Origin of the sequence: Vogesella urethralis (assembly GCF_007644045.2) — a bacterium.
GTDB classification, from domain to species: Bacteria; Pseudomonadota; Gammaproteobacteria; order Burkholderiales; family Chromobacteriaceae; genus Vogesella; species Vogesella urethralis.
The window spans coordinates 111,393-137,061 of sequence record NZ_VMDW02000066.1; the positions used below are offsets into that span (position 1 = coordinate 111,393).

The 25,669-nt window shown below is 63.3% G+C and carries 20 protein-coding genes; 9 read left to right on the forward strand and 11 right to left on the reverse strand.

Features of this window, described 5'->3' with window-relative positions:
* Positions 1 to 86: 86 nt before the first annotated feature.
* From elbB to pdxR, 4 genes are read right to left on the reverse strand one after another with little or no spacing between them, the layout of a single operon-like run.
* On the reverse strand, positions 87 to 764 hold the full coding sequence (gene elbB / locus FLQ03_RS05855; RefSeq protein ID WP_144372344.1) for an isoprenoid biosynthesis glyoxalase ElbB: 678 nt from the start codon (positions 762 to 764) through the stop codon (positions 87 to 89).
* 43 nt (positions 765 to 807) lie between these two features.
* The gene (locus tag FLQ03_RS05860; protein WP_144372345.1) at positions 808 to 1,479 is read right to left on the reverse strand and encodes a glutathione S-transferase; all 672 of its coding nucleotides are present in this window, start codon (positions 1,477 to 1,479) and stop codon (positions 808 to 810) included.
* A gap of 50 nt (positions 1,480 to 1,529) precedes the next feature.
* A complete protein-coding gene (locus tag FLQ03_RS05865) occupies positions 1,530 to 2,006 on the reverse strand; it encodes a 2-thiouracil desulfurase family protein (RefSeq protein ID WP_144372346.1) in 477 nt (158 codons plus the stop codon).
* A gap of 1 nt (position 2,007) precedes the next feature.
* Positions 2,008 to 3,465 (reverse strand): MocR-like pyridoxine biosynthesis transcription factor PdxR, encoded by a 1,458-nt coding sequence (gene pdxR, locus FLQ03_RS05870; protein WP_144372347.1) that lies wholly within the window; start codon positions 3,463 to 3,465, stop codon positions 2,008 to 2,010.
* Between the two features lie 94 nt (positions 3,466 to 3,559).
* Here pdxR and FLQ03_RS05875 point away from each other — a divergent pair, with 94 nt between their 5' ends.
* The 4 genes from FLQ03_RS05875 (at position 3,560) to FLQ03_RS05890 (ending at position 9,148) form a co-directional block, all read left to right on the forward strand.
* Entirely contained in the window at positions 3,560 to 3,961 is a 402-nt protein-coding gene (locus FLQ03_RS05875) for a rhodanese-like domain-containing protein (RefSeq protein WP_144372348.1), read from the forward strand.
* 1 nt (position 3,962) lies between these two features.
* Positions 3,963 to 5,123, forward strand: a complete 1,161-nt coding sequence (locus FLQ03_RS05880) for a GNAT family N-acetyltransferase (RefSeq protein ID WP_144372349.1) — start codon at positions 3,963 to 3,965, stop codon at positions 5,121 to 5,123.
* A gap of 70 nt (positions 5,124 to 5,193) precedes the next feature.
* On the forward strand, positions 5,194 to 6,633 hold the full coding sequence (locus FLQ03_RS05885) for a hypothetical protein (RefSeq protein WP_144372350.1): 1,440 nt from the start codon (positions 5,194 to 5,196) through the stop codon (positions 6,631 to 6,633).
* A 130-nt stretch (positions 6,634 to 6,763) separates the two neighbouring features.
* A complete protein-coding gene (locus FLQ03_RS05890; RefSeq protein ID WP_144372351.1) occupies positions 6,764 to 9,148 on the forward strand; it encodes a diguanylate cyclase in 2,385 nt (794 codons plus the stop codon).
* A 64-nt stretch (positions 9,149 to 9,212) separates the two neighbouring features.
* Here the strand turns inward: FLQ03_RS05890 and gabD are convergent, their stop codons facing one another.
* The 6 genes from gabD to FLQ03_RS05920 form a co-directional block, all read right to left on the reverse strand.
* Positions 9,213 to 10,673 (reverse strand): NADP-dependent succinate-semialdehyde dehydrogenase, encoded by a 1,461-nt coding sequence (gabD, locus tag FLQ03_RS05895; protein ID WP_144372352.1) that lies wholly within the window; start codon positions 10,671 to 10,673, stop codon positions 9,213 to 9,215.
* A 73-nt stretch (positions 10,674 to 10,746) separates the two neighbouring features.
* The gene (gabT, locus tag FLQ03_RS05900; RefSeq protein ID WP_144372353.1) at positions 10,747 to 12,012 is read right to left on the reverse strand and encodes a 4-aminobutyrate--2-oxoglutarate transaminase; all 1,266 of its coding nucleotides are present in this window, start codon (positions 12,010 to 12,012) and stop codon (positions 10,747 to 10,749) included.
* A 268-nt stretch (positions 12,013 to 12,280) separates the two neighbouring features.
* A complete protein-coding gene (locus FLQ03_RS05905; protein WP_144372354.1) occupies positions 12,281 to 13,588 on the reverse strand; it encodes a TolC family outer membrane protein in 1,308 nt (435 codons plus the stop codon).
* 152 nt (positions 13,589 to 13,740) lie between these two features.
* Positions 13,741 to 16,800, reverse strand: coding sequence for an efflux RND transporter permease subunit (locus FLQ03_RS05910; protein ID WP_144372355.1), 3,060 nt, complete (start codon positions 16,798 to 16,800; stop codon positions 13,741 to 13,743).
* Between the two features lie 11 nt (positions 16,801 to 16,811).
* Positions 16,812 to 17,888, reverse strand: a complete 1,077-nt coding sequence (locus FLQ03_RS05915; protein ID WP_144372356.1) for an efflux RND transporter periplasmic adaptor subunit — start codon at positions 17,886 to 17,888, stop codon at positions 16,812 to 16,814.
* Between the two features lie 29 nt (positions 17,889 to 17,917).
* On the reverse strand, positions 17,918 to 18,583 hold the full coding sequence (locus tag FLQ03_RS05920; protein WP_144372357.1) for a TetR/AcrR family transcriptional regulator: 666 nt from the start codon (positions 18,581 to 18,583) through the stop codon (positions 17,918 to 17,920).
* 166 nt (positions 18,584 to 18,749) lie between these two features.
* Here FLQ03_RS05920 and argB point away from each other — a divergent pair, with 166 nt between their 5' ends.
* Both argB and FLQ03_RS05930 read left to right on the forward strand, forming a co-directional pair.
* Positions 18,750 to 19,622 carry an acetylglutamate kinase gene (gene argB / locus FLQ03_RS05925; RefSeq protein ID WP_144372358.1) on the forward strand — a complete coding sequence of 291 codons (873 nt, stop codon included), beginning with the start codon at positions 18,750 to 18,752 and terminating at the stop codon, positions 19,620 to 19,622.
* Between the two features lie 135 nt (positions 19,623 to 19,757).
* On the forward strand, positions 19,758 to 20,186 hold the full coding sequence (locus FLQ03_RS05930; protein WP_144372359.1) for a CBS domain-containing protein: 429 nt from the start codon (positions 19,758 to 19,760) through the stop codon (positions 20,184 to 20,186).
* 59 nt (positions 20,187 to 20,245) lie between these two features.
* On the opposite strand, the gene FLQ03_RS05935 is transcribed toward FLQ03_RS05930, so the two are convergent.
* Entirely contained in the window at positions 20,246 to 21,031 is a 786-nt protein-coding gene (locus tag FLQ03_RS05935) for an IclR family transcriptional regulator (protein WP_144372360.1), read from the reverse strand.
* Between the two features lie 151 nt (positions 21,032 to 21,182).
* Here FLQ03_RS05935 and FLQ03_RS05940 point away from each other — a divergent pair, with 151 nt between their 5' ends.
* From FLQ03_RS05940 to FLQ03_RS05950, 3 genes are all read left to right on the forward strand, one after another.
* Positions 21,183 to 22,370, forward strand: a complete 1,188-nt coding sequence (locus FLQ03_RS05940) for an acyl-CoA dehydrogenase (RefSeq protein ID WP_144372361.1) — start codon at positions 21,183 to 21,185, stop codon at positions 22,368 to 22,370.
* Between the two features lie 118 nt (positions 22,371 to 22,488).
* The gene (locus FLQ03_RS05945; protein WP_144372362.1) at positions 22,489 to 23,682 is read left to right on the forward strand and encodes a CaiB/BaiF CoA transferase family protein; all 1,194 of its coding nucleotides are present in this window, start codon (positions 22,489 to 22,491) and stop codon (positions 23,680 to 23,682) included.
* Positions 23,683 to 23,778: 96 nt separating this feature from the next.
* A complete protein-coding gene (locus tag FLQ03_RS05950) occupies positions 23,779 to 25,398 on the forward strand; it encodes an electron transfer flavoprotein-ubiquinone oxidoreductase (protein ID WP_144372366.1) in 1,620 nt (539 codons plus the stop codon).
* Positions 25,399 to 25,669 lie beyond the last annotated feature (271 nt).

Here is a 25,669-nt window from a genome sequence, read left to right on the forward strand (position 1 = left end):
GCCAAAGCACAAGGCCCGCACCATCCGGTGCGGGCCTTGTGCTGTCTGGCGTCGGGGCGTGGGGCCGGCGACGACGATAAGCGGCGCTAGTCGGCCAGCAGGCGCTGCAAGGCGGCCACACCGGCCTGGCAGCCGGCAAACACCTGCGCCGGGCTGGCAGCGCCGTACATATAGGCTGGCACGGTTACCAGCAAGTTGGCCGCATCGACGCAGGCTTCGTCCACCGCGGCGTGTACCGCGTGCTGGCCCCAGGCGCGGGCGGCCTTGGCCAGCGCGGCGCCTTCTTCCGGGTTGCCGAAGGTGAGCGTGGCTTGCAGGCCGGCATCGCGGGCGGCCAGTGCCAGCACCAGCGGCGCGGCACACAGTGCCAGCATCGGCTTGCGTGCTGCCAGTGCGGCGCGGGTGATGGCGGCCACATCGTCGTACAGGCGTGCTTGCTCGCCTGCGCTGGCAAAGTTGCACAGGTTCTTGGCGGCGCCAAAGCCGCCGGGAAAGGCGACTGCGCTGTGGTCGGCGACGTCCAGCGCGGCCAGCGGCTGGATGTCGCCACGGGCAATGCGCGCCGCCTCGCTCAGGATGTGGCGGCTTTCGTCGGCCTCGCCGCCGGCAGCGTGGTCGACCACGTGCATCTGGTCACGGTCCGGGGCGTAAAAGCGGTACGGCAGGCCGGCTTGCGACAGGGCAATCACCAGGCCGGCGGCCTCGGTGATTTCGCTGCCGTCGTAGACGCCGCAGCCGGACAGGATGATGGCAACCGGTTTCATCGATAAGGCTCCTTGTGATGTCGGGTCAGGGTGGGCCGCCGGCTCAGGCGTAATCGTACTGGCCACCGGCCAGCAGTGCTTCCTGGTAAGCCGGGCGGGCGTGGATGCGTTGCAGGAAAGTCTGGATGTGCGGCAGGGTCTTGCACAGCGGTACGCGGCTGTTGGCCGCCTCCAGCGGAAAGCTCATCTGGATGTCGGCGGCGCTGAACTGGTCGCCGGCAAACCAGCCGCTACGCGACAGGTGGCTGTCGATGTAGCGCAGGTGGCTGTCCAGCTGCGGGTCGAGGTAGCCCTTGCGCACACCTTTTTCGATCAGTCTTGCCAGCGGCCGCAGCAGGGCCGGCATCGGCGGCTGGCTGATGCGGCTGAACACCAGGCTCATCAGCAGCGGCGGCATGGCCGAGCCTTCGGCGTAGTGCAGCCAGTAGGTGTAATCGCGGGCGGCCTGGCTGCCGGGGGCCGGCTTGAGCGTGTGCTCGCGGTCGTAGCTGTCTACCAGGTATTCGATGATGGCGCCGGATTCGGCCACCACGATGTCGTTGTCGGTGATTACCGGCGCCTTGCCCAGCGGGTGGATGGCTTTCAGTGCCGGCGGTGCCAGCAGGGTGGCCGGGTCGCGCTGGTAGGTGGTGATGTGGTAGGGCAGGCCCAGTTCTTCCATCAGCCACAGGATGCGCTGCGAGCGCGAATTGTTCAGGTGGTGCAGGGTCAGCATGGTGGTCCTCGCGGTGGGGGCGGGTTCGGTGCCACGACGGCCAGCGGGCATCAGGCCAGCAGCGCGTCCAGTTGTTGTTCGTTGTAAACGGTGATGTCGTGTTGCTGCAGCAGCGCGGCGGTAACGCCGGCGCCAGCCTGCAACAGGCCATCGAAACGGCCGCTGTACACCTGGCGGTTGCCGCACGACGGGCTGTTGGCCTTCAGCAATGCCAGCCGGCAACCGTGCTGTTGCGCCTGCTGCAAGGTGAGGCGGGCGCCGCTGACGAAGGCAGCGCTGACGTCGTCGCCGGCTTCGGTGCGCACCTGCGCCACGCCGGCCAGCACCTGCGCGCCGCTCCCGCCGCGGATTTCGGCCGCTGGCCGGGGTGTGGGCAGGCCGCCGGCGCATTCCGGGCAGAACGGCAGCAGCGTATAGCGTGCGGCCAACCTGGCCTGCCAGTGCTCGGGCAGGCCTTTGCTGGCGGCGTCGTAACGGACTGGCTGGCCCAGCAGACAGGCGCTGACCAGCAGTACGGGTTTGTCCATCTCAGGGTTCCTGTAAGGCATAAAGCCGGGCCAGTACGGCGGCGCCGTGGCGGATGGCTTTGTCATTCACCCCAGCATAGCCCAAGACCAGACCCTGTTGCTGCGGTGCGCCCAGATAATGTCGCGCCAGCGGCCGCAGCCAGATCTGTTCGCGGGCGGCGGCGGCGCTCAGCGCATGCTCGTCGTGGCCGGCGGGCAAGTAGGCTACCAGGTGCAGGCCGGCGCTGCCGGGCGACAGCTGCAGGCCGGCGGCCGGGCTGTCGGCCAGCACCTCGCGCAGCAGTTGCTGGCGCTCGCGGTACAGCTCGCGCATGCGGCGGACGTGGCGGGCAAAGTGGCCGCCGCTGAAGAATTCGGCCAGCGCCGCCTGCACCGGGTAGCTGCTTTCTCGGTACAGCCGGGCGTTGGCGGCGCGGAACGGGTCGATCAGGCTGTCCGGCACCACCAGGTAACCCAGGCGCAGGCCGGGGTACATCACCTTGCTCAGCGTCCCCATGTAGATCACGCGCTCGTCTTGTGCCAGTCCTTGTAGCGCCGGCAGCGGTTGCGAGCTGTAGCGGAATTCGCTGTCGTAGTCGTCTTCCAGGATCCAGGCGCCGCTGCGGGCGGCGTGGGCCAGCAGGGCGAGCCGGCGCGGCAGGCTCATCACCACGCCCAGCGGGTACTGGTGCGACGGCGTGGTGTAGATCAGCCGCGGCGGGCGCGGGTCGGTGACGGCGGCCGGGTTCAGCCCCTCGTCGTCCACCGGCACTGGCACCAGTTGCAGGCCGGCACCGCGCAGCGCGGCGTGGGCACCCACATAGCCGGGGTCTTCCAGCCACGCCACGTCGCCGGGGTCGGCCAGCAAGCGTGCGGCCAACTCCATCGCCTGTTGTGTGCCCTGGGTAATCAGTATCTGCTCCGGCCGGCAGTGCACGCCACGTGATAGCTGCAGGTATTCGGCCAGCGCCTCGCGCAGCTGCGGCAGACCACCGTCGGCGGTGTAGCACAGCATGGCGCTGCTGGCTTGACGCTGGTGCCGCGCCAGCAGCCCTTGCCAGCAGGTGTGCGGAAACAGCGGGATTTCCGGCACGCCGGGTGCAAAGGCACCGTATAGCCCGGTGGGCAGCCCCACGCTGTCGAACAGGGTCTGGCCGCGGCCGGACAGGCCCAGCGGTTGATCGCGGCGGGTGACGGGTGCCGGCGGCTTGGCAAACAGGCCGGACACGAAGGTGCCGGCGCCGTGGCGGCTGTGCAGGTAGCCTTCGGCCTGCAGCTGCTCGTAGGCCTCCAGCACCGTGTTGCGGCCCAGGCCCAGGCTGCGCGCCAGGTCGCGGCTGGCCGGTAGCCGGGTGTCACCGGCCAGTTGGCCGCTGCGGATGTGCTCGCGCAGCAGGCGCATCAGCTGGCGTGCCAGGCCTTCGCGGCTATCGCGCTGCAGCTGGGTGGCCAGCGCGTCGATGATCCATTGTTCCAGCAAAGTGGCTCCCTCGTGTTGGGGAAAACTGGCCCTTACTGGGGGCCGTATGGCTGTTTTACCATGCTTGCATCAACCCTGAACAGGAGCAAGCAGCATGGATCAGCTAGCGTTTTACCGGGCCAAACTCGCATTCGAGATCGATAGCTGGGACGTGGTGGACCAGCAACAACAGGGCAAGCCGCTGCTGCTGGTGGATGGCCGCTCTGCTGCCGCCTACGCGCAGGAAACGCTGCCGGGTGCCATCAACCTGCCACACCGCACCATCAACGCCGACACCACGGCGCAGCTGCCGCGCGACGTGCTGCTGGTCACCTTCTGCGACGGTATCGGCTGCAATGCCTCCACCAAGACCGCGCTCAAGCTGACCGAGCTGGGCTTTACCGTGAAAGAGCTGCAAGGCGGCGTGGACTGGTGGAAGCGCGACGGTTACCCCACGGTACAGGGTGGGGCCAGCTGCGGCGTCACCCCGTCGGCCGACTGCGGTTGCGGAGGCTGACATGCACTACGACGCTTTCCGGCAACCACTGGGCCTGCCGGTAGACAACTGGCAGGGTGCCTGCCCGCCGCAGAAGGTGATGCTGCAAGGCCGCCATTGCCGGCTGGAACCGTTCGACCGTGCCCGCCACGGCGATAGCCTGCGCGCCGCGCTGGAACTGGACCGCGACGGCCGCGACTGGGCTTACCTGATGCCGCGGCCGCAAAGCGACGCCGACTGGGCGGCCTGGTTCGACATGATGGCCAGCAGCCAGGACCCGCTGTTCTTTGCCATCGTCGACAACGCCAGCGGCGACGCCATCGGCAGCTGCAGCTACCTGCGCATCGACGCGGCCAACGGCGTTATCGAAGTGGGCTGGTTGCGCTTCTCGCCGCGCCTGCAGCGCACGATCGCCGCCACCGAGGCGATGTACCTGATGATGAAGCAGGCCTTCGACTGGGGTTACCGCCGCTACGAATGGAAGTGTAACGCACTGAATGCGCCGTCGATGCGCGCCGCCGAGCGGCTGGGTTTTACCTTCGAGGGCATTTTCCGCCAGGCACGCGTCAACTGGGGCCTGAACCGCGATACCGCCTGGTTCAGCCTGCTGGACAGCGAATGGCCGGCCAACCGCGCCGCGCTGGCAGCCTGGCTGGACGCGGCCAACTTCGATGCCGCCGGCCAGCAGTTGCGTACGTTGCAGCAGTGCCGCCAGGCGCTGGCCGGTGACACGCAGCCGGACGGCGTACGCAGCGCCACGCTGGCCGACCTGCCGCAGCTGGCGGCGCTGTTCGACGGCTACCGCCGCTTTTACGGCAAGCTGGACGATGCATCGACCTCGCACGATTTCATCCGCCAGCGGCTGGTGGCTGGCGACAGCCACCTGCTGGTGTATCAGCTGCACGGCGAACTGCTGGGTTTTACTCAGTTGCTGCCGCTGTTCAGCTCGGTGCTGGCGGCCAAAGTCTGGTTGCTCAACGACCTGTTCGTGGCCGAGCAGGCGCGCCGCAGCGGGGTAGGGCAGGCCTTGCTGCAGGCCTCGGCCGAGCTGGCGCGACAGCACGGCGTACAGCGGCTGGACCTGGTAACGGCCGTGGATAATCACACCGCCCAGGCGCTGTACGAGGCGCAAGGCTGGCAGCGCGATACGCGTTTCTATCGCTATCAGCTCGCTTTGGGCTGATTAATTTCGCGATGCGGCCAACGTCGGGGTAAAATCACTGGTTTTACAAGGCAGTAACGACGTTAGCCGCATGAAATCCCATCCGCGCCACGCCCGCATCAAGGGCGATCCCTTCATTCCCAGCCGTTTCATCTTTGGCGATGCCGTCGAGGAGAAAGGCCTGGAGCCCTACGAGTATGTGATTCATACCGAGGCCCCGGCCTTTGTCTGCCGTCTGGTGGGCATGGATCTGACACCGTTCGACGGGCGCGACAAGGACGGCTTTCATAGCGAAGTCCTGTTCGACGAGCAGTACAACCTGACGCATTACGTCACCAACTCCGGCTTCCGCCTGTTCGATTTCAACTTCTGGGGCGAGCTGCCTACCGCGGCCGAGCTGAAGAAAATCTGTGACGAAGCCATGCAGGTATACCAGCGCCTGCAAAAAGCCTACGCCGAGCGCGAAGTGGCGCCCAAGGAGCGCGACTTCCGCGTGGTGCCCACCGAGCCGCTGCCGCCGGCCGAGCGCCAGCGCCGCATCCGCGAGCTGGTGGATACCGCGCTGGACGCCGACAACAACCCGATGCGCCGCATGCAGTTGCCGATGCTGGTGCAGCAGGCGCTGACCGGCGGCGATCAGGCCATCTTCACCGAGGCACAACTGGCGCTGGCCGACGATACCTCCGCCCGCGAGCAGTTGCTGGCGCTGGCGCGCGACAGCATCGCCTTTCCCGAAGTGATGCGGCCGGACGGCAGTGTGGTGTCTTACGAGCTGTGGGCGCTGCCGATGATCTTCTCGCGCGCGCAAGGCGGCTTCTGGTGGCACTTCCCGCTGCTGGAACGGGTAGAACCGGCGCTGGTGGACGCGCTGGGCCTGTCGGAAGACACCGTGTTGTGGCTGTCGCCCACCATCTTCAACACCGACATGCTGATCGAGCGCAATTGCCAGTCGCTGGTACACCTGGCGGCGGTGATGGACGCCGGTTGCGACATGGCGCCGCAGGATGTGACCTCGGCGCGGGCTACCTATGATGCCGCCAGCCAGACCTTCAACCCGCAGCTGACCCTGTGCTGGCTGCCGTTCATCGTGGAGCGCGGCAAGCTGGACGTGGACCGCGTGCGCAAACACGCCCGCCAGGCGCTGGACGCGGCCATGCCGCTGGTACAGCAGGCCATCGCCGCCGAAATGAAGTATGGCGAGGCCGAGCTGTTCGCCCCGCTGCCGTGGTGGGACGCGTTGGGCGCCGGCGTCTACGCGCTCAACCGCAAGCGGCTGGGCCTGCACCTGGCCCTGCTGCAAGGCAAGCACGAGAAGCTGGACCACCTGGAAGCGCTGGCCGCTTACCAGCCGGAGCACCAGGCCTACGACATCGTGTTCCAGGACAAAATCAGTGGCGAGCAGCACGGCGGCCTGCAATGGCAGCTGGTGCCCGACCTGGCCCCTAGCCGCGTACACGCCTGGGTAGACCTGGCCGAGTGCCTGCGCGCGGCCGGCGTTGGCCTGCGCGAGCAGCAAGCCCGCTACCACTAAGCCGACACCGCCCGTTTTTGTACAGTAGCTGTTGCAGGTAGGGCGTTGTATGCTGAAGATCTTTTATAGAAATAATGCTGTTGAGGCAAAATATTTGTTTTTGCGATGATAAATGCATTAAGGAGGCAGGGTGCCCGGTCGTTTTAGCCTGAAGTCGCTGCGCACAAGACTGGCTTTGTTCTGCTCCTTGCTGATGGTCATCGTGGTGCTGTTCACCAGCCTGATGAGCTACCTCGAAGGCCGGCAACGCGTGCGTGCCATGCAGTTGCAGCACCTGGAAGACGTGGTGACGCGGCTGAGCGACGACATCGACGACCGCGTGCGCACCCGCCACGTACTGCTGGAACAGGCGGCGGCCAGCCTGCAAGTAGACAAGCAGCACCTGCGCAGCCATGCCGGCGAGCTGTTGCAGACCTTCCGCTACCTGAAGGGCAGCTTCAGCAGCATCATGCTGTTCGACGCCGACGGCAACGTGGTGGCCGATTACCCCGAGCTGCCCGGCCGTCGCGGCAGCAACGTGCTCGACCGCCAGTACTTCAGCCAGACCCGCGACACGCTGCGCTCGCAGATCAGCGAGCCGGTACGGGTGCGCGACGACATCCGCCGCAGCCAGATCATTTTCACCTCGCCCATCCTGGACGAACACGGCCAGTTTGCCGGCATTCTGGGCGGTAGCCTGGAGCTGTTTGCCCCGGAACTGTTCGGCGACCTGCGCTCCATCGCCATCGGCCAGACCGGCTACCTCAACATCAATACCCGCAGCAGCCGCCTGACCATTTTCCACCCCGAGCCGGCGCGCATCATGCAGGCCAGCCCCGACCTGAGCCGCGATCCGGTATTTGGCAAGGCGCTGCAGGGCTGGAACGGCAGCACCGAAAGCCTGGCGCCGAACGGCGAGCCGGCGCTGGTGGTGTACCGCAACATGAAAAACGTGGGCTGGATCGTCGGCGGCGTGTTCCCGCTGCGCGAAGCCTACGCGCCGATCGGCGTGATGGCGCGCAACCACTTGCTGATCATCGTGCTGGCCACGCTGCTGGCGTTCCCGCTGTGCTGGTGGGGTATCAACTGGCTGCTGCAACCGTTGCAGGCGTTGCGCCGCAAGGTGCAGGCCATGCAGTTCGGTGCCGCCGACAGCATCCGTATCGAAGGTAGCCACGAGCTGGAAGTGCTGGCCGACACCGTCTCTGGCGTGTTTGGCGAGCGCGAGCGCATCGCGCAGGAGCTGGCGGCGCGCGAAGCGTTTTTCCGGGCGCTGAACGAGTCGTCGCCGCTGGGCGTGTTTGTCACCGACGCCGACGGCGTGCTGGTGTACTGCAACCAGGCCACGCTGCAGCTGGGTGGCTTCAACCAGCGCGAGGAAGACTGGCTGGGCCGCCACTGGCTGGACGCGGTACACCCGGCGCAGCAGGCCAGCCTGAAGCTCGCCTGGCAGCAGCTGCAGCGCGGTGATAGCGCCGCGTTTTACGAGCTGTGCCAGCTGGCCGGCCCCAGCAGCCAGCTTTGCCGAGTGGAGCTGCGCTTTACCCGTCTGCAGCAAGGCAGTGCGCTGCGTTTCCTGGGCGTCGTGCACGACGTCAGCGACCGTGAGGAAGCGCTGCTGTCGATGACGGCCGAGCGCGAACGCGGCATGGCGATCCTGACTTCCATTGCCGACGCGGTGGTGCTGACCAACCAGCTGGACGAGGTGTGTTACATCAACCCGCCGGCGCAGCGCCTGCTGGGCCTGAATGCGGAAGAGGCGCAGGGCCGTGCGCTCAGCCTGTTCGTGTCGCTGGCCTATCCGGACAGCGGCCGGGCCGTGTCGTTGGCCGCGCTGGCCGAAACCAGCATGGCGCAGCCGGTGGAGCTGGACCTGTTGTCGCGCGACATGCGCCTGCAACCGGTGGTGCTGACGCTGTCGGTGGTACGCGCAGCCGGCAGCATGCATGGCTTCAAGGTCTGCGTACTGCACGATGACAGCGAACGTCGCCGCCGCGAGCGCAAGCACCGCTGGGAAGCCAGTCACGACGCGCTGACCGGCGTGCTGAACCGTCGCGGCTTCCTGGGGGCGCTGACCCAGCTGCTGGATAACCCGGACGCAATGCAGCAGCACAACGTGCTGGTGATGATGGATCTGGACCACTTCAAGCAGGTCAACGACAGTGGTGGCCACCAGGCGGGCGACCAGATCCTGCAGGACCTGACCGCGGTGCTGCAGAAGCGCCTGCGCAATACCGACGTGATAGCCCGCCTGGGCGGCGACGAATTTGCGCTGATCCTGTACAACTGCGGCCGCGATACCGCGCTGGGCATCATGGAGTCGGTACGCGAAGACATCAGCCGGTTACGGCCGCACAGCAACCCCGACGTTTGCCGTGTGACGGCCAGTATCGGCCTGACCCGTATCCGTGCCGACGACACGCGGCCGCACGACATCATGCAGCGCGCCGATACCCGCTGCTACCAGGCCAAGGACCGTGGCCGTAACCGCGTGATCGGCCACGACCAGAGCGACGACCCGGTGCTGCTGCGCTAAGCGGCAGCCCGGCATGAAAAAGCCCCCGCTTGCAAGGCAAGCGGGGGCTTTGTGTTGCAGGGGCTTATTTGTCGATACCGCCCAGCAGCACGTACTTGATTTCCAGGTAGTCTTCGATGCCGTACTTGGAGCCTTCACGGCCCAGGCCGGACTGCTTCACGCCGCCGAACGGCGCGGCTTCGTTGGACAAGATGCCGCTGTTGACCGCCACCATGCCGTACTCCAGGCCTTCGGACACGCGGAAGATGCGGCCGATATCGCGGGCGTAGAAGTACGAGGCCAGGCCGAACTCGGTGTCGTTGGCCATCTGGATGGCTTCTTCTTCGCTGTGGAAGCGGAAGATCGGCGCCAGCGGGCCGAAGGTTTCTTCCTTCGCCACTTTCATCGCCGGGGTCACGCCGGTGATCACGGTCGGTTCGAAGAAGCTGTGGCCCAGCGCGTGGCGCTTGCCGCCGGTGACCAGTTGGCCGCCTTTGGCCAGCGCGTCGGCAATGTGCTCTTCCACTTTGGCCACCGCGTTCTGGTCGATCATCGGGCCTTGGGTCACGCCGTTTTCCAGGCCGTTACCCACCTTCAGTTTGGCTACGGCAGCGGCAAACTTCTCGGCGAAGGCGTCGTACACGCCGTCCTGTACCAGCAGACGGTTGGCGCACACGCAGGTCTGGCCGGCGTTGCGGTACTTGGAAATGATGGCGCCTTCCACGGCGGCGTCCAGGTCGGCGTCGTCGAACACGATGAACGGCGCGTTGCCGCCCAGTTCCATCGATACTTTCTTCACCGTCTCGGCGCATTGGCTGATCAGCTTGCGGCCAACCTCGGTGGAGCCGGTGAAGGAGAATTTCTTCACGGTGTCGCTACCGGTCAGCACGCCGCCGATTTCGGTAGAACCGCCGGTCAGCACGGAGAACACGCCAGCCGGAATGCCGGCGCGCTCGGCCAGTACGGCAATGGCCAGTGCCGACAGCGGGGTCTGGCTGGCGGGGCGTACCACCATCGGGCAGCCGGCGGCCAGTGCCGGGGCGGCCTTGCGGGTGATCATGGCGTTCGGGAAGTTCCACGGCGTGATGGCGGCGGTAACGCCGATCGGCTCCTTGGTCACCAGAATGCGCTTGTCAAAGCCGGTGGACGGAATGGTGTCGCCGTAGATGCGCTTGGCTTCTTCGGCGTACCACTCGATGTAGCTGGCGCCGTAGGCGATTTCGCCCTTGGCTTCTGCCAGCGGCTTGCCTTGTTCGCTGGTGAGGATCACGCCCAGGTCGTCCTGGTTGGCCATCATCAGGTCGAACCATTTGCGCAGGATGCCCGCGCGCTCTTTGGCAGATTTCTTTTTCCAGGTCTTGAACGCTTCGGCGGCGCCGGCAACAGCGCGCTCGGCTTCGGCACGGCCCATTTTCGGTACGTGGGCGATCACTTCGCCAGTGGCCGGGTTGGTGACGGCGATGGTTTCGCCGCTGTCGGCGTCGAGCCACTGGCCGTTGATGTAGCACTGCTGGCGCAGCAGGGACGGGTCTTTCAGGTTCAGCATGGGGGTGTCCTTTTGGCGATGCGGCCAACGTTGCCAGGGGCAAGGTTGGCCGCAGGGTCAGGCTAGTTCAGTATCAGGCCTTGATGGCAGCAACCAGTTTCTGCAGCGCTTCTTCGAAGACCTCGTCTTCGATGGTCAGCGGGAACAGGAAACGCACCACGTTGCCGTACACGCCGCAGATCAGCAGGATCAGGCCGGATTCCAGCGCCTTGGTCTGCACTTTCTTGGCGAAGTCGGCGTCAGCGTCGTGGCTGCCGGCCTTGTTGAATTCCACGGCAATCATGGCGCCCGGGCCGCGCACGTCGGCAATTTGCGGGATCTCGGCTTTCAGGCCGTTCAGGGTTTCTTTCAGCTGGGCGCCCAGTTTGTTGGCGCGCTCCAGCAGTTTTTCTTCCTGGATGGCGCTGATGACGGCCTTGGCCGCGGCCAGGGCCAGCGGGCTGCCGGCGTAAGTGCCGCCCAGACCGCCCGGTGCCGGTGCGTCCATGACCTGGGCGCGGCCAACTACGGCAGAGATCGGGAAGCCACCGGCCATCGATTTGGCCATGGTCAGCAGGTCCGGCGCCACGTCGTAGTGTTCCATGGCGAAGAATTTGCCGGTACGGGCAAAGCCGGCCTGTACTTCGTCGGCGATCATCAGGATACCGTGCTGGTCGCACAGGGCGCGCAGTGCGCGAACCCACTCGGCCGGCGCCTGGTAGAAGCCGCCTTCGCCTTGTACCGGTTCGAAGATGATGGCAGCCACGCGGGTGGCTTCAATATCGTACTTGAACAGCTTTTCGATGCTGGCGATGGACTCTTCGATCGACACGCCGTGCAGCGGGTTCGGGAACAGTGCGTGGTATACGTCGGACGGGAACGGGCCGAAACCGATCTTGTACGGGGCTACCTTGCCGGTCAGCGCCATCCCCATCAGGGTACGGCCGTGGAAACCGCCACCAAAGGCGATGATGCCGGGGCGGCCGGTAGCGGCACGGGCGATCTTGACGGCGTTTTCAACGGCTTCGGCGCCGGTGGTGTAAAACGCGGTTTTGTTCTCGCCCGGGATCGGTGCCAGCTTGTTCAGCTGTTCGGCCACGTCGATATACAGTTCGTACGGCACCACCTGGTAGCAGGTGTGGCTGAATTTGTTCAGTTGCTCGGCGACGGCAGCTTGCACCTTGTCGTGCAGGTGGCCGGTGTTCAGTACGCCGATACCACCGGCAAAGTCGATGTAGCGCTTGCCTTCGGTGTCCCAGATTTCGGCGTTTTTGGCACGCTCGGCAAAGAAGGAACACATTACGCCCACACCGCGCGGGGTGGCGTTGGCTTTACGCTGCATCAGTTGTTGCGGGTTCATGAATCTCTCCTAGGTAGACGACCGGGCTGGCCAGCCTGCCACGACACGGGCAGGGCAGTGGGATGGCCATTGTTTGCATCGATTCTAGCGTGGTGTTTAGCAAAGCGCCACGAGTGATTGATAATTTAAACAGTCGGCGCGGCGCAGTGTGGCGATTCGGCACGCTGTCCGACAATCCAGCCATGTTGCCGTGGCCGGTGGCGGCCACGGGCGAAGAAAAACCCCGTTGCCGCGGCAAACGGGGTTTCTGGCTGTGGTGTGGCGAGGATCAGAAGAAGCGGTTGATATCGGCCACGACTTTGTCGTCCAGCTCGCCGGCAGCCTGTGCCAGCGACAGGCGGGCGTACAGGTAGTTATAGCGCGCTTCGGCCAGGCCGCGTACCGCGTCCTGGTAGTCGCGCTCGGCGTTCAGCAGGTCGAGGTTGGTACGTACACCGACGTCCTTGCCCAGCCGGGTGGAGTCCAGCTTGCTCTTGGCGGAGACCAGCAGCTGCTCTTGCGCTTTGACCAGCGCCGCGCCGTTGCTGACACCTAGCCAGGCGCGGCGTACGTCCAGCCGTACCTGACGACGGGCAGCCTCTACGTCTTCGCGCGCTTTGTCCAGGTTGGCCGCGGCCTCCGTTACTTGCGAGCTGATGGCGCCACCGGTGTACAGCGGCATGCTCAGGTTCAGGCCCAGGCTATTGCCGCGGGTGTGCTGCTGTTTGCTGGCTTTACTGCTGGGGCTGTTGCTGTACTCGTCGCTGAGCCCGGCAGTCAGGCTCACGGTGGGCAGGTGCTTGCCGCGCGCGTCTTCCAGCGTACGTTCGGCCAGCAACTGTTGCTGCAGTGCCGATTTCAGCGCCAGGCTGCCGGCTTCACCGCGGGCGATCCAGCTGTCCAGTGCGCCGATATCGCCATTGCCCAGCGCTTTCTCGTTATGCAGGCGGTTGATCCGCTCCGGCGGCAAGCCAGTCAGGTTGGCCAGCGTGTTGCGCTTGATTTCCAGGTCGCTGACGGCGGCAATTTCCTTGGCCTGGGCGGCATCGTAGCCGGCTTGGGCTTCGTGGGTGTCGGTGATGGTGGCAGTACCGACTTCGAATGCCTTCTTGGCTTGCGCCAGCTGGCGGTCGTAGGCTTTCTTGGTGGCCTGGGTAACGTTCAGCACGTCTTCGGCCAGCAGAACGTCAAAGTAGGCACGGGCGACGCTGGCAATCAGCTGCTGGGTGGCGGCATCGAACTGCACGCCGGACAGCTCGCTGGCGATCAGGCCCTTTTTGTAGGCACCGTAGCTGGCGATGTCGAACAGCGGCTGCGACAGCTGGACGCCGACGCTGCGCCCGGTATAGGCATCGATGTCGGGTTTCATGGCGTCGGTACGGGTCACGCTGGCCGACAGGCCAACGGTTGGCCGCAGCTGGGCGCGGCCCTGTACCGCTTTTTCCTGACCGGCTTGCAGCGTGGCACGGGCACCGGCGTAGCCGGCGTCGTAGTTGCGTGCGGCCTGTACTGCTTCGTTGAGGTCGAAAGCCTGGGCACTGGCAGCCATGCCCAGCGACAGCAGGGTGGTCAAGATAAGCTGATGGCGTTGTTTCATCGCTCGTTCCATAAAAATATAAACTGTCTTCCAGCTGCCAACCATAGCGCAAGATGGCCGGTTTTTCAGCTGTTAAATGATGAGCACGTGTTAAGACTGGGTCGCACCCGTGCTGGCTGCCGATCTGGCGTGCCAGCACGGGCGCAACAGGCTTAGCCCGCTTGCGGACGTTTTACCTTGAACCAACTGGCGTACAGCGCCGGCAGGAAGAACAGGGTCAGCAGCGTGGCGACCAGCAGGCCGCCCATGATGGCGACGGCCATCGGGCCCCAGAAGGTACTGCGCGTCAGCGGAATCATCGCCAGGATCGCCGCCAGTGCCGTCAGCATGATGGGGCGGAAGCGGCGGATGGTGGAACCAACCACAGCCTCGAACCGTTCGATGCCTTCGCTGATGTCGCTTTCGATCTGGTCGACCAGGATCACCGAGTTGCGCATGATCATGCCGGCCAGCGCGATGACGCCCAGCATGGCCACAAAGCCGAAGGGTGCGTTGAAGGCAATCAACGACAGCGTGACGCCGATCATGCCCAGCGGCGCAGTCAGCACCACCAGCAGACTGCGCTGGAAGCTCTTCAGTTGCAGCATCAGCAAGGTGAACACGATCACCAGCATCAGCGGTTGTACCTTGGCGATCGCCGCTTGCGAATTTTTACTGGACTCCAGCGACCCGCCCAGCTCGATGTGGTAACCCAGCGGCAAGGTTTTTTCCAGTGCCTGCATTTTTGGCCACAGCGCATTGGAAATATCGGCAGCTTGTACGCCGTCGGCAGCATCGGCACGTACCGATACGGTAGGCAGACGGTTGCGATGCCAGATGATGCTTTCTTCCGGTGCGTAGGCAATGCTGGCAAGTTGGGAAACTGGCACGTAGCGACCGCTGGCGGTTTGCACCATCAGGCTGCCCAGCTGTTCGATCTGCTGGCGTTCGTTGCCTTCCAGGCGGGCACTGACCGCAATGGCCTTGTCGCCCTCACGCCATTCGGTCACCGTGGAACCGGTCAGCATCATTTGCAGCTGGCGGCTCAGGCTCTGGCTGGACATGCCCAGGGTACGGGCCTTGTCCTGGTCGATCTCTACCCGCAGCGAGCGGGCTTGTTCGCCCCAGTCGTTGTTGACCTGGCGTGCCCCCGGGTGGCTGCGTACCAGGGTTTCTACCTGCTTGGCGATGTCTCTAACCTTGTTGTGGTCGGTTCCCATCACGCGGAACTGCACGGCGTAGCCTACCGGCGGGCCATTTTCCAGTCGGGTCACCCGGCCGCGCACCAGCGGGAAGTCGGTATCGAACAGTTTTTCCAGCTTGTGTTTTACCTGTTCGCGCACTTTTTCGTCTTTGGTCATCACCATCAGCTGGGCGTAGTTCAGGTGCTGCTGCTGTTGATCCAGCGGCAAGTAGAAACGCGGGCTGCCGCCGCCGACATAGCTGGTAACGCTGACGATATTGGCATCGCCTTTCAGGCGGGCTTCCAGTTTCTGCACTTCACGCGCGGTGGCCTCATAGCTGGCACTTTGTGGCAGCCACATGTCCACCATCAGTTCCGGCCGGTTGGACGACGGGAAGAACTGCTGTGCGACAAACAGTTTAAAGGCCACCATCGACAGGATGAAGGCGCCCAGCGTCATGGCAATGACTGTCTTGCGATGGTCCAGGCACCATTCCACGGCACGGCGGAAACGGACATAGAACGGCTTCTGGTACACATCACCGTGGCTGTGTGCCGCCATGTTTTCCGGCAACAGGCGGTAACCCAGGTAGGGGGTGAAGATTACTGCGACGATCCAGGACAGGATCAGCGCGATGCTGACTACCGAGAACAGGCTGAACACGTATTCGCCAGCGTTGGACTTGGCAATGCCCACCGGCAGGAAGGTGGCCGCGGTAATCAGCGTGCCGGTCAGCATCGGAAACGCGGTGCTGGTGTAGGCGTAGGTGGCGGCCTGGAACTTGTTCCAGCCTTGTTCCAGTTTCAGCGCCATCATTTCTACCGCGATGATGGCGTCGTCCACCAGCAGGCCCAGTGCGATGATCAGCGAGCCGAGCGAGATGCGTTGCAGGTCGATATTGAAAAAGTACATCGCCAGGAAGGTCATGGCCAGCACCAACGGGATGGACAGCGCCACCACGATGCCGGTACGTACGCCCAGGCTGAAGAAGCTGACGGCCAGCACGATGACGACGGCTTCGATCAGCGAGCGCATGAACTCGTTGACGGCGGTTTTCACCACTTTGGGCTGGTCGGATACGGCATGGACCTCAATGCCGACCGGCAGCTTGGCTTTGACTTCGTCCATCAGCAGCTGCAGGTTGTTGCCCAGCTTCAGCACGTCGCCGCCTTTTTTCATGCTGATGGCCAGCCCCACCGCTGGTTGCCCGTCAAAGCGCATACCGAACGTGGGCGGGTTCACAAACTCGCGGCTGACCTTGGCAATGTCGCCCAGACGGAAGGTTTTGCCGCCGCTGCTGATCGGGGTGTCGGCAATCGCTTCCACCGAGTTGTAGCTGCCGCTGACACGTACCCAGATGCGATCGCTGGCGGTGTCGTAATTGCCTGCCGGGGTCACGCTGTTCTGACTGGCCAGCGCGTTCCAGATGATGTTGCTGTCCAGTTGCAGGGCGGAGAGCTTGGCGGTATTGAGCGTGACGTAGATGCGCTCTTCTTGCTCGCCGATGATGTCGACCTTGCCCACATCCGGCACACGCAGGATTTCCTGGCGTGCCTGCTCGACGTATTTGCGTACATCTTCGTAGCTGAAACCGTCACCGGTAAAGGCATACAGGTTGCCGAAGGTATCGCCGAACTCGTCGTTAAAGAACGGCCCGCGGATATCACCGGGCAGGGTATGTTTGATATCGCCTATTTTCTTGCGCGCGGTGTACCACAGCTGTTGCACGTCCTTGGGCGGGACGTCTTCGCGGATAGACAGAATCAGCAGCGCTTCACCGGGCTTGGTGTAGCTTTTGACGTATTCCAGCTCGCCCATTTCCTGCAGCTTCTTTTCGATGCGCGCGGTGACTTGCTGCTCGGTTTCCTGTGCTGTGGCGCCGGGCCACAGAACGCGCACCATCATGGCCTTGAAGGTGAATTCCGGGTCTTCCTTTTGACCCAGCTGGGTGTAGGCAAACACGCCCGCCAGCATCAGCACCACCATCAGGTAGCGCACCAGCGAGCTGTTACGGATGGCCCATTCGGACAGGTTCAGTGGATGTTTCATGATCTCCGCCCTTAGTTGGCCAGCAGGACGACACGCTGACCATCGCGCAGCAGATGGACGCCGGCGGTGACGACTTGTTCTCCACCATTAAGGCCGCTACGGATCTGGATGCCCTGGCTGTCAGGGGTGCCAACCGTCACCGGCTTGCGGCCAACCTTCAGGGTTTTGCTGTCGATGACCCACACGTACTGTTTGCCTTGCTGGTCCAGAATGGCGCTCAGAGGCAGACGGATGCCCCCGGTGGCGGTGGAGCCCAGTGTGGCGGTCACGCTGGCGGTCATGCCAAGGCGGACATCGGCCGGCGTCGTGGCCAGCTTGAAGCGGGCGGCGTAGGTACGGGTGGCCGGGTCGGCGTCGCCAGACAACTCGCGTAGCGTGGCGTCTAGCTGCTGCCGGTCAGCCCACAGGCTGACCTTGAAGCGGGTAGCACTGCGTACTGCGGCGACCGCGTTTTCCGGTACCTGTACCAGCACTTCGCGCTCGCCGGTCGCTGCCAGGCGGGCAACCACCTGGCCGGCGGCGACCACCTGGCCGGGTTCCAGCGCGATATCGCTGACAATCCCGCTGCTGTCGGCGACCAGGCTGGTGTAAGCGGCCTGGTTACGGCTGGCAGACAGCGCTGCCTGCGCTTGCTGCAGGCTGGCACGGGCGCTTTGCACTGCGGTTTGCTGGCGTTCTACCTGGGCGGCACTGATGAAGTTCTGCGTCAGCAGCTCGCGGTAGCGTTTGAGGTCGGCCTCTTGCTGCACCAGGTTGGCCTGTGCGGCCGCGACTTGTGCTTGCTTGGCCTGACTGTCCAGCTGGTAGTCGTTGCCGTCCAGCACGGCCAGTACTTGCCCCTTCTGCACGCTGTCACCGTTGTTAACCCGCTTTTCTATCACCTTGCCGCCGACGCGGAAGGCCAGGCGGCTTTCCTGCCGTGCCCGGACTTCGCCGCTGAAGTGGTAGGTGCTACCGGCTTGTGCCTGGCCAACGGTGGCATAGCGGACGGGGCGGATATCTTCTGCCGGTTTCACTTCTTCCTTGCAGGCACTGAGTGCCAGCAGCAAAGCTACAGCCAGGGCTGCACGGGGCAGGCGTGGTGTCATGAGAACATTCCTCGTGTGAAGTACTTTTATCATTTGCGTGTTTTCAGGCCGTTCAGCATCAGGTCGAGTGACAGTTCCAGATACTCCAGCGGTGGCAGCGAGCGATGTGTCGTCTCCGTTATGACCCGTCCGAACGAGCAACGCCAGGTCATCGTCAGCAACATCGGCGCGGTCAGCGTATCGGCAACGGCATCCGGGTTACTGCACTCGAATTCGCCGCGTTCGATGCCGCGACGTAGCACATGCATCAGCATCTGGTGGCTGGGCTCGATCACTTCGTCGTGGTAGAAGCGCGCCAGATCGGGAAAGTTGGTGGCCTCCGCAAACATCAGTTTGCAGATGCCACCCAGTGGCGACTCGCCCACTTCCACCCACCAGCGCCGCATCATCAGGCGCAGCAGGTCGGTGCTGCTGCCGTCAAACTGCTGTACCAACTCGGCAAAACTGGCCAGCCGGGTAACCAGGTTTTCGCGGACTACCGCTTTGAAAATGTCTTCCTTGTTTTCAAAGTACAGGTAGGGCGTGCCCTTGGTGACACCGGCCGCCTTGGCGATGTCTTCCATCTTGGTGGTCTTGAAGCCCTTTTCCACGAACAGCGCCAGTGCCGCGTCCAGGATTTCGGCGGGGCGGACTTCCTTGCGGCGGCGCCAGCGTGCTACCGGGCAGCAAGAGGCGCGATCGTCTGTATTTGTCATTTCTGAAAATTGGTTCATTAATTCAGTGCGCAATGTAGAGCAAGCACTCTGATGTATCAATTAATAAATCAATATTCACTAATTAGCATGGTTAGAATGCAACACCTGACAGTTATTGCTGTGCAGCAACCGTGTATCCGACTACCCGCTACTTGGAGATTCAGACGTGAGCGTAGCCCCTCTGGACAAGGCGGCCATCCTGGCCGAAGCCCTGCCTTACATCCGTTCCTTTAACGGTAAAACCATCGTGGTGAAATACGGTGGCAATGCCATGACCGACGACAAGCTGAAAGAAGACTTTGCCAAGGACGTGGTGCTGCTGAAGCTGGTGGGCTTGAACCCGGTGGTAGTGCACGGCGGCGGCCCGCAGATCAACGATCTGCTGAACCGCGTGGGCAAGGAAGGCCAGTTCATTCAGGGCATGCGCGTGACCGACAGCGAAACCATGGACGTAGTAGAAATGGTGCTGGGTGGCTTGGTGAACAAGGAAATCGTGTCGCTGATCAACAAACACGGCGGCAAAGCGGTGGGCATTACCGGAAAGGATGGCCATTTCATCCGTGCGAGCAAGCTGTTCCTGAAGTCGGAGTCGGACGAAGACATCGATATCGGCCAGGTAGGCGACATCGAACACATCGACCCCAGCCTGGTCTCGCTGCTGGACAGCCAGGATTTCATCCCGGTGGTGGCGCCGATTGGCGTGGGCAGCGAAGGCGAAGCCTACAACATCAACGCCGACGTGGTAGCCGGCAAGCTGGCGGAAACCCTGAAAGCCGAAAAGCTGGTGTTGATGACCAACACCCCGGGCGTACTGGACAAGCAAGGCCAGCTGCTGACCGGCCTGACCGCCGCCCGTGTGGACGAGCTGTTCGCCGACGGCACCATCAGCGGCGGCATGCTGCCCAAGATCAGCTCGGCGCTGGATGCGGCCAAGAGCGGCGTGAACTCGGTGCACATCATCGACGGTCGCGTGCCGCATGCGCTGCTGCTGGAGATCCTCACCGACGCCGGTGTGGGCACCATGATCAAGGCAAACTAAGTCCTTGATCGAAGTAGGGAAAAGGCTGCCGTTGGGCGGCCTTTTTTGCATTTGGCAGATGCGCTGCGCTGGCTATAGTGAAGTGCCGGCGTCATGGATGCCGGGTTTCGTCAATTCACGCCGTGCGGAGGTGTCATGCAGACAGTCAGACAGTTACTGGACAACAAATCGGCCGAGCTGATCCACATCGGCCCGGATGCCACCGTGTTTCAGGCGCTGCAGCTGATGGCCGAGCACGATATCGGCGCCGTACTGGTGATGGACATGGGCGATGTGCTGGGGATTTTTTCCGAGCGCGATTACGCCCGCCGCATCGTATTGCAAGGGCGCACCTCGGCCGGCACCAAGGTGCGCGACATCATGACCAGCAAGGTGGTGTACGTTAGCCCTGAACAAAGTGTGGGCGAGTGCATGGCGCTGATGACCGAAAAGCACTTCCGCCATTTGCCGGTGATGGAAAGCGGCAAGGTGGTGGGCATGCTGTCGATTGGCGATCTGGTGCGCGCCACCATCGAAGAGCAGCAGTTTGTCATCGAACAGCTGGTGAACTACATCCGCGCTTGAGCGGAATGGGGGATGAAAACAAAGGTTGGCCGCAGCGCTTGCGGCCAACCTTTGCCGTTTCAGGCACCGGGCACGATCTGTCGCGCCAGCTGCATCAGCGCCGGGGCGATCTGGTTGCGCATGGTGTCTGCGTCAAACGCAAACGCCGGGCCGCTGGCGTTCAGGCACAGGCTGCCCTGGCCAGGCGCAGGCGAGGGCAGGGCCACGCCGACCGCCATCACGTCGCGCTCGAACTCGCCGAACGATTCGCTATAGCCGCGCTGCAGTACCTGCTGCCGCGCTTGTTCCAGTTTGGCTTGCATCAGCGGCCAGTCGGCAGCGTAACGCGCGGCCATGTCGGCGTCGGCCAGTTCGCGTTCGGTGGCGCTCAGGCTGCTGTAGCAGGCGCGGCCGATGGCGGTGCTGGCCAGCGGCACCCGCGAGCCGACGCTAAGCTGGACCGATACCCGTGCCTGGCTGCGGCAGGTTTCCAGGTACACGATATCGCTGCCGTCGCGCATGCCCAGGCTTACCGAAATGGTGTGCTTTAGCGCGAAGTCGCGCATCAGCGGCGCGGCGACGCGGCGGATGTCGTAGCTGCCCAGCACCGCCGAACCCAGCGCCAGTACCGCCAGGCCCAGGCGGTAAAAGCCGCTGTCGGCATCCTGCGACAGGTAGCCCAGCTTGGTCAGCGTATAGGTGAGGCGCGACACGGTGGATTTGGGCAGGCCGGTGCGTTGTGCCAGCACCTGGTTCGATAGCGCGGACTCGCCCGGCCGGAACGCCGACAACACGCGCAAACCGCGCGCCAGTGCCTCGACGAACAAGCGGTCTTTGCCTTCTTCTTCCTGCGGGATAAGCGACATGGTGGCAATGCTCCTATCTGAAGAGTGGCAAGAATAGTGCAGTGCGCGCCGTGCTCCCACAAAAAACTTTACACACGGCAGGTGCCTTGCTAGTCTATTTTGCAATACAGAATTAAATTCCGCAATGCGGAACTAAGCAAAGGAGAATTGCATGGCCGCTACCTCGAATCGCGCACCGTTCAACTGGGACGATGCCCTGCTGCTGAACGACCAGCTCACCGACGAAGAGCGCATGGTGCGCGATACCGCCTTCGCCTATTGCCAGGAACAACTGCTGCCACGTGTGCTCACCGCCAACCGCGAAGAGCGTTTCGACCGCGAGATCATGAGCGAGATGGGCGAGCTGGGCCTGCTGGGCTGCACCATCGACAGCCACGGCTGTGCCGGCCTGTCGCACGTGGCCTATGGCCTGATCGCCCGTGAGGTAGAGCGTGTGGATTCCGGCTACCGTTCCGCCATGTCGGTACAGAGCAGCCTGGTGATGCACCCGATCTGGGCCTACGGCACCGACGCGCAAAAAGACAAATACCTGCCCAAGCTGGCCAGTGGCGAATGGGTAGGCTGCTTCGGCCTCACCGAGCCGGACGCCGGCTCCGACCCGGCCGGCATGAAAACCCGTGCCCGCAAAGTGGACGGCGGTTACGTGCTGCATGGCAGCAAGATGTGGATTACCAACAGCCCGATCGCCGACGTGTTCGTGGTGTGGGCCAAAGACGACGAAGGCGAGATCCGCGGCTTCGTACTGGAAAAAGGCATGAAAGGCCTGTCCGCGCCCAAGATCGAAGGCAAGTTTTCGCTGCGCGCCTCCATTACCGGTGAAATCGTGATGGACAACGTGGAAGTGGGCGAAGACGCGCTGCTGCCGCACGTCAAAGGCCTGAAAGGCCCGTTCGGCTGCCTCAATAAAGCCCGCTACGGTATTGCTTGGGGTGCCATGGGCGCTGCCGAGTTCTGCTGGCACGGCGCCCGCCAGTACACGCTGGACCGCAAACAGTTCAACCGTCCGTTGGCCGCCACCCAGCTGGTGCAGCTGAAGCTGGCCAATATGCAGACCGAGATCAGCCTGGGCCTGCAAGCCGCGCTGCGCGTTGGCCGCCTGATGGACGAAGGCCGTGCCGCGCCGGAAATGATCAGCCTGATCAAGCGCAACAACTGCGGCAAGGCGCTGGATATCGCCCGCATTGCGCGTGACATGCACGGCGGCAACGGCATTTGCGACGAATTCCACATCATCCGCCACGTGATGAACCTGGAAGCCGTCAACACCTATGAAGGCACGCACGATGTGCATGCCCTGATTCTGGGCCGCGCCCAGACCGGTATTCAGGCATTCGCCTGATGTGATGTCCCGCCGGCGGGCTTCACCCCGGCGGGATGTTGGTTCCTGTCTGTCCTTGAGGCCCGGCTGCAATCCGGGCCTGTTTTTTTGCAGGCAGCCCATCAAACAGGAGACGAACATGTCAGGTGCACTGTCAGGCATCAAGGTGCTGGACCTTACCCGCGTACTGGCCGGGCCGTGGACCGGCCAACTGTTGGCCGATCTGGGCGCGGAAGTCATCAAGGTGGAACGCCCCGGCAGCGGCGACGATACCCGGCAATGGGCGCCGCCCAGCCTGCCGGATGGCACGGCGGCGTATTATCTGGCGGCCAACCGTGGCAAGCAGTCGCTGACGGTGGACATTACCCAGCCCGCCGGCCAGGCCATCGTGCGGCAACTGGCGGCTGAGGCCGACGTGCTGCTGGAAAACTACAAGGTGGGCGGCCTCAAGAAATACGGCCTCGACTACGATAGCCTGCGCGCGCTTAACCCAGGGCTGGTGTACTGCTCGATCACCGGCTTTGGCCAGACCGGCCCCTACGCCGAGCTGCCTGGTTACGATTACATCGTGCAAGGCATGTCCGGCCTGATGAGCATTACCGGCCCGGCCGACGGCGAGCCGCACAAAGTAGGCGTAGCGGTGACCGACTTGTTTACCGGCCTGTACGCGGCCAATGCGGTACAGGCAGCCTTGCTGTCGCGCTACCGCACCGGTGAGGGCCAACATATCGATATGGCTTTGTTTGACTGCTCGCTGGCGATGCTGGCCAACGTCAACATGAACTGGCTGGTGGGCGGCGAAGTGCCGCCACGGCTGGGCAATGCGCATCCCAATATCGTGCCTTATCAGGTGTTCCGTACCGCTGGTGATAGCCATTTCATCCTGGCGTGCGGCAACGACAAGCAGTTCCGCGCCATTTGCGAGCTGATCGGCCTGCCACAGTTGGCCGCAGACGAGCGTTTTGCCAGCAACCCGCAGCGTGTGCGGCATCGCGACCTGCTGGTGCCGCAGCTGGCCGAAGCTTTCCTCACCCGTGGGCGCGACGAATGGTTGAAGCTGTTGGATGCTGCTGGCGTGCCGTGCGGCCCGATCAATACCGTAGACGAAGCCTTTGCCGACCCGCAGATCCGTTTCCGTGAAATGGAGCTACACCTGAAGGACGCGCAAGGCCAAGACGTGCCGCAAGTGGCGTGCCCGATCAAGATGTCCGGCACGCCGCCGCGCTACGACGCGCCGCCGCCCAAGCTGGGCCAGCACACCGACAGCGTGCTGTCAGCACTGGGTTATGACGCTGCGGCAATTGCACAACTGAAGGCAAACGGCACCGTTTAAACGCTTGTTTGATTTTGACGTGCCGGTGCAATCATTGCATCATTGGGCAAATCAATCCTCCCCCTGCGCAAAGGAGAAGCGGTGGAACGCGAATACATGGAATACGACGTGGTGGTAGTCGGTGGCGGGCCTTCCGGCCTGTCCGCAGCCATCCGTCTGAAGCAGCTGGCCGCCGAGAAGGGCCAGGAGATCAGTGTCTGTCTGCTGGAAAAGGGCTCCGAGATCGGCGCCCACATCCTGTCGGGTGCCGTGCTGGAGCCGCGCACCCTGAACGAGCTGATCCCCGACTGGAAAGAAAAAGGCGCGCCGCTGAACACGCCGGCCAAGTCCGACCGCTTCCTGTACCTCACCGAAACCGAGTCCATCCAGCTGCCGACCCCGCCGCAGATGAACAACCACGGCAACTACATCATCAGCCTGGGTAACTTCTGTCGCTGGCTGGGCCAGCAGGCCGAAGAGCTGGGGGTGGAGATCTACCCCGGCTTTGCCGCTGCCGAAGTACTGTTCCATGCCGATGGCTCGGTCAAAGGCGTGGCCACCGGCAATGTGGGCACCGGCAAGAACGGCGACCAGGAAGGCGAACCGGGCATTGAACTGTGGGCCAAGCAGACCATCTTTGCGGAAGGCTGTCGTGGTTCGCTCACCAAAGGCCTGTTCGAACGCTTCCAGCTGCGCGCCGAGGCCGACCCGCAAACCTACGGTATCGGTATCAAGGAACTGTGGGAAGTGAAGCCCGAGCTGCACGAAGCCGGCAAGATCACCCACACCGCCGGCTGGCCGATGGACCAGAGCACCTACGGTGGCTCCTTCCTCTACCATCTGGAAAACAACCAGGTCGTCGTGGGCTTCGTGGTCGGTCTGGATTACCAGAACCCCTACTTGTCGCCGTACGAAGAATTCCAGCGCTTCAAGACCCACCCGGCTATCAAGGGTGTATTTGAAGGCGGCCGTCGCTTGTCCTACGGTGCGCGTGCCATTTCCGAAGGCGGCCTGCAGAGCATTCCCAAGCTCACCTTCCCGGGGGGCGTACTGGTGGGCGATACCGCCGGTTTCCTTAACGTGCCCAAGATCAAGGGCACCCACACCGCGATGAAGTCCGGCATGTTGGCCGCCGACGCCGTATTCGACCTGCTGGCAGCTCAGCCGGACAGCCAGGGTGGCGAGGCTGTGGCCTACACCCAGGCCTTCAAGCAAAGCTGGTTGTTCGACGAACTGCACAGCGTGCGCAACATCCGCCCGTCGTTCCGCTGGGGCCTGTGGCCGGCAATGATCTACTCGGCCATCGATACCTATCTGTTCCGAGGCAAAGCACCGTGGACGCTGCGTCACAAGCACCACGACCACGAATGCCTGAAGCACAAAGACGAATGCAGCCCGATCAACTATCCGAAGCCGGATGGTGTGCTCACCTTCGATCGCCTGTCGTCGGTATTCATCTCCAATACCAACCATAGCGAAGATCAGCCGCCGCACCTGAAGCTGAAGGACGCCGCTACCCCGATCCGCATCAACCTGGCACAGTACGATGCACCGGAGCAGCGCTACTGCCCGGCTGGTGTTTACGAGATCGTTGGCCGAGAAGAAGGCAAGCCGCAGCTGCAGATCAACGCGCAGAACTGCGTGCACTGCAAAACCTGTGACATCAAGGACCCCACCCAGAACATCAACTGGACCACGCCGGAAGGCGGTGGCGGCCCGAATTACCCCAATATGTAAGCTCACAGCCCGGCGCCAGCCGGGCTTTTCATGTGGTGCTCAAAAGGTTGGCCGCTTGCGGCCAACCTTTTTGCTTTTTGCCATCTTTGCAAATCAGCCACTTAAGCAATTACTTGCACTTTTTTGCAGGCAGGGTGTTGACGGCCCAGGGCGGGGTGGGTATAGTTCGCCTCCTCAGCTGACGACGCAAACGAAACGAAGTCAGCACCGCTCTTTAAACAAACCAAATAACCGATAGGTGTAAGTGTCTGGCTCTGCCAAATACTTGCAC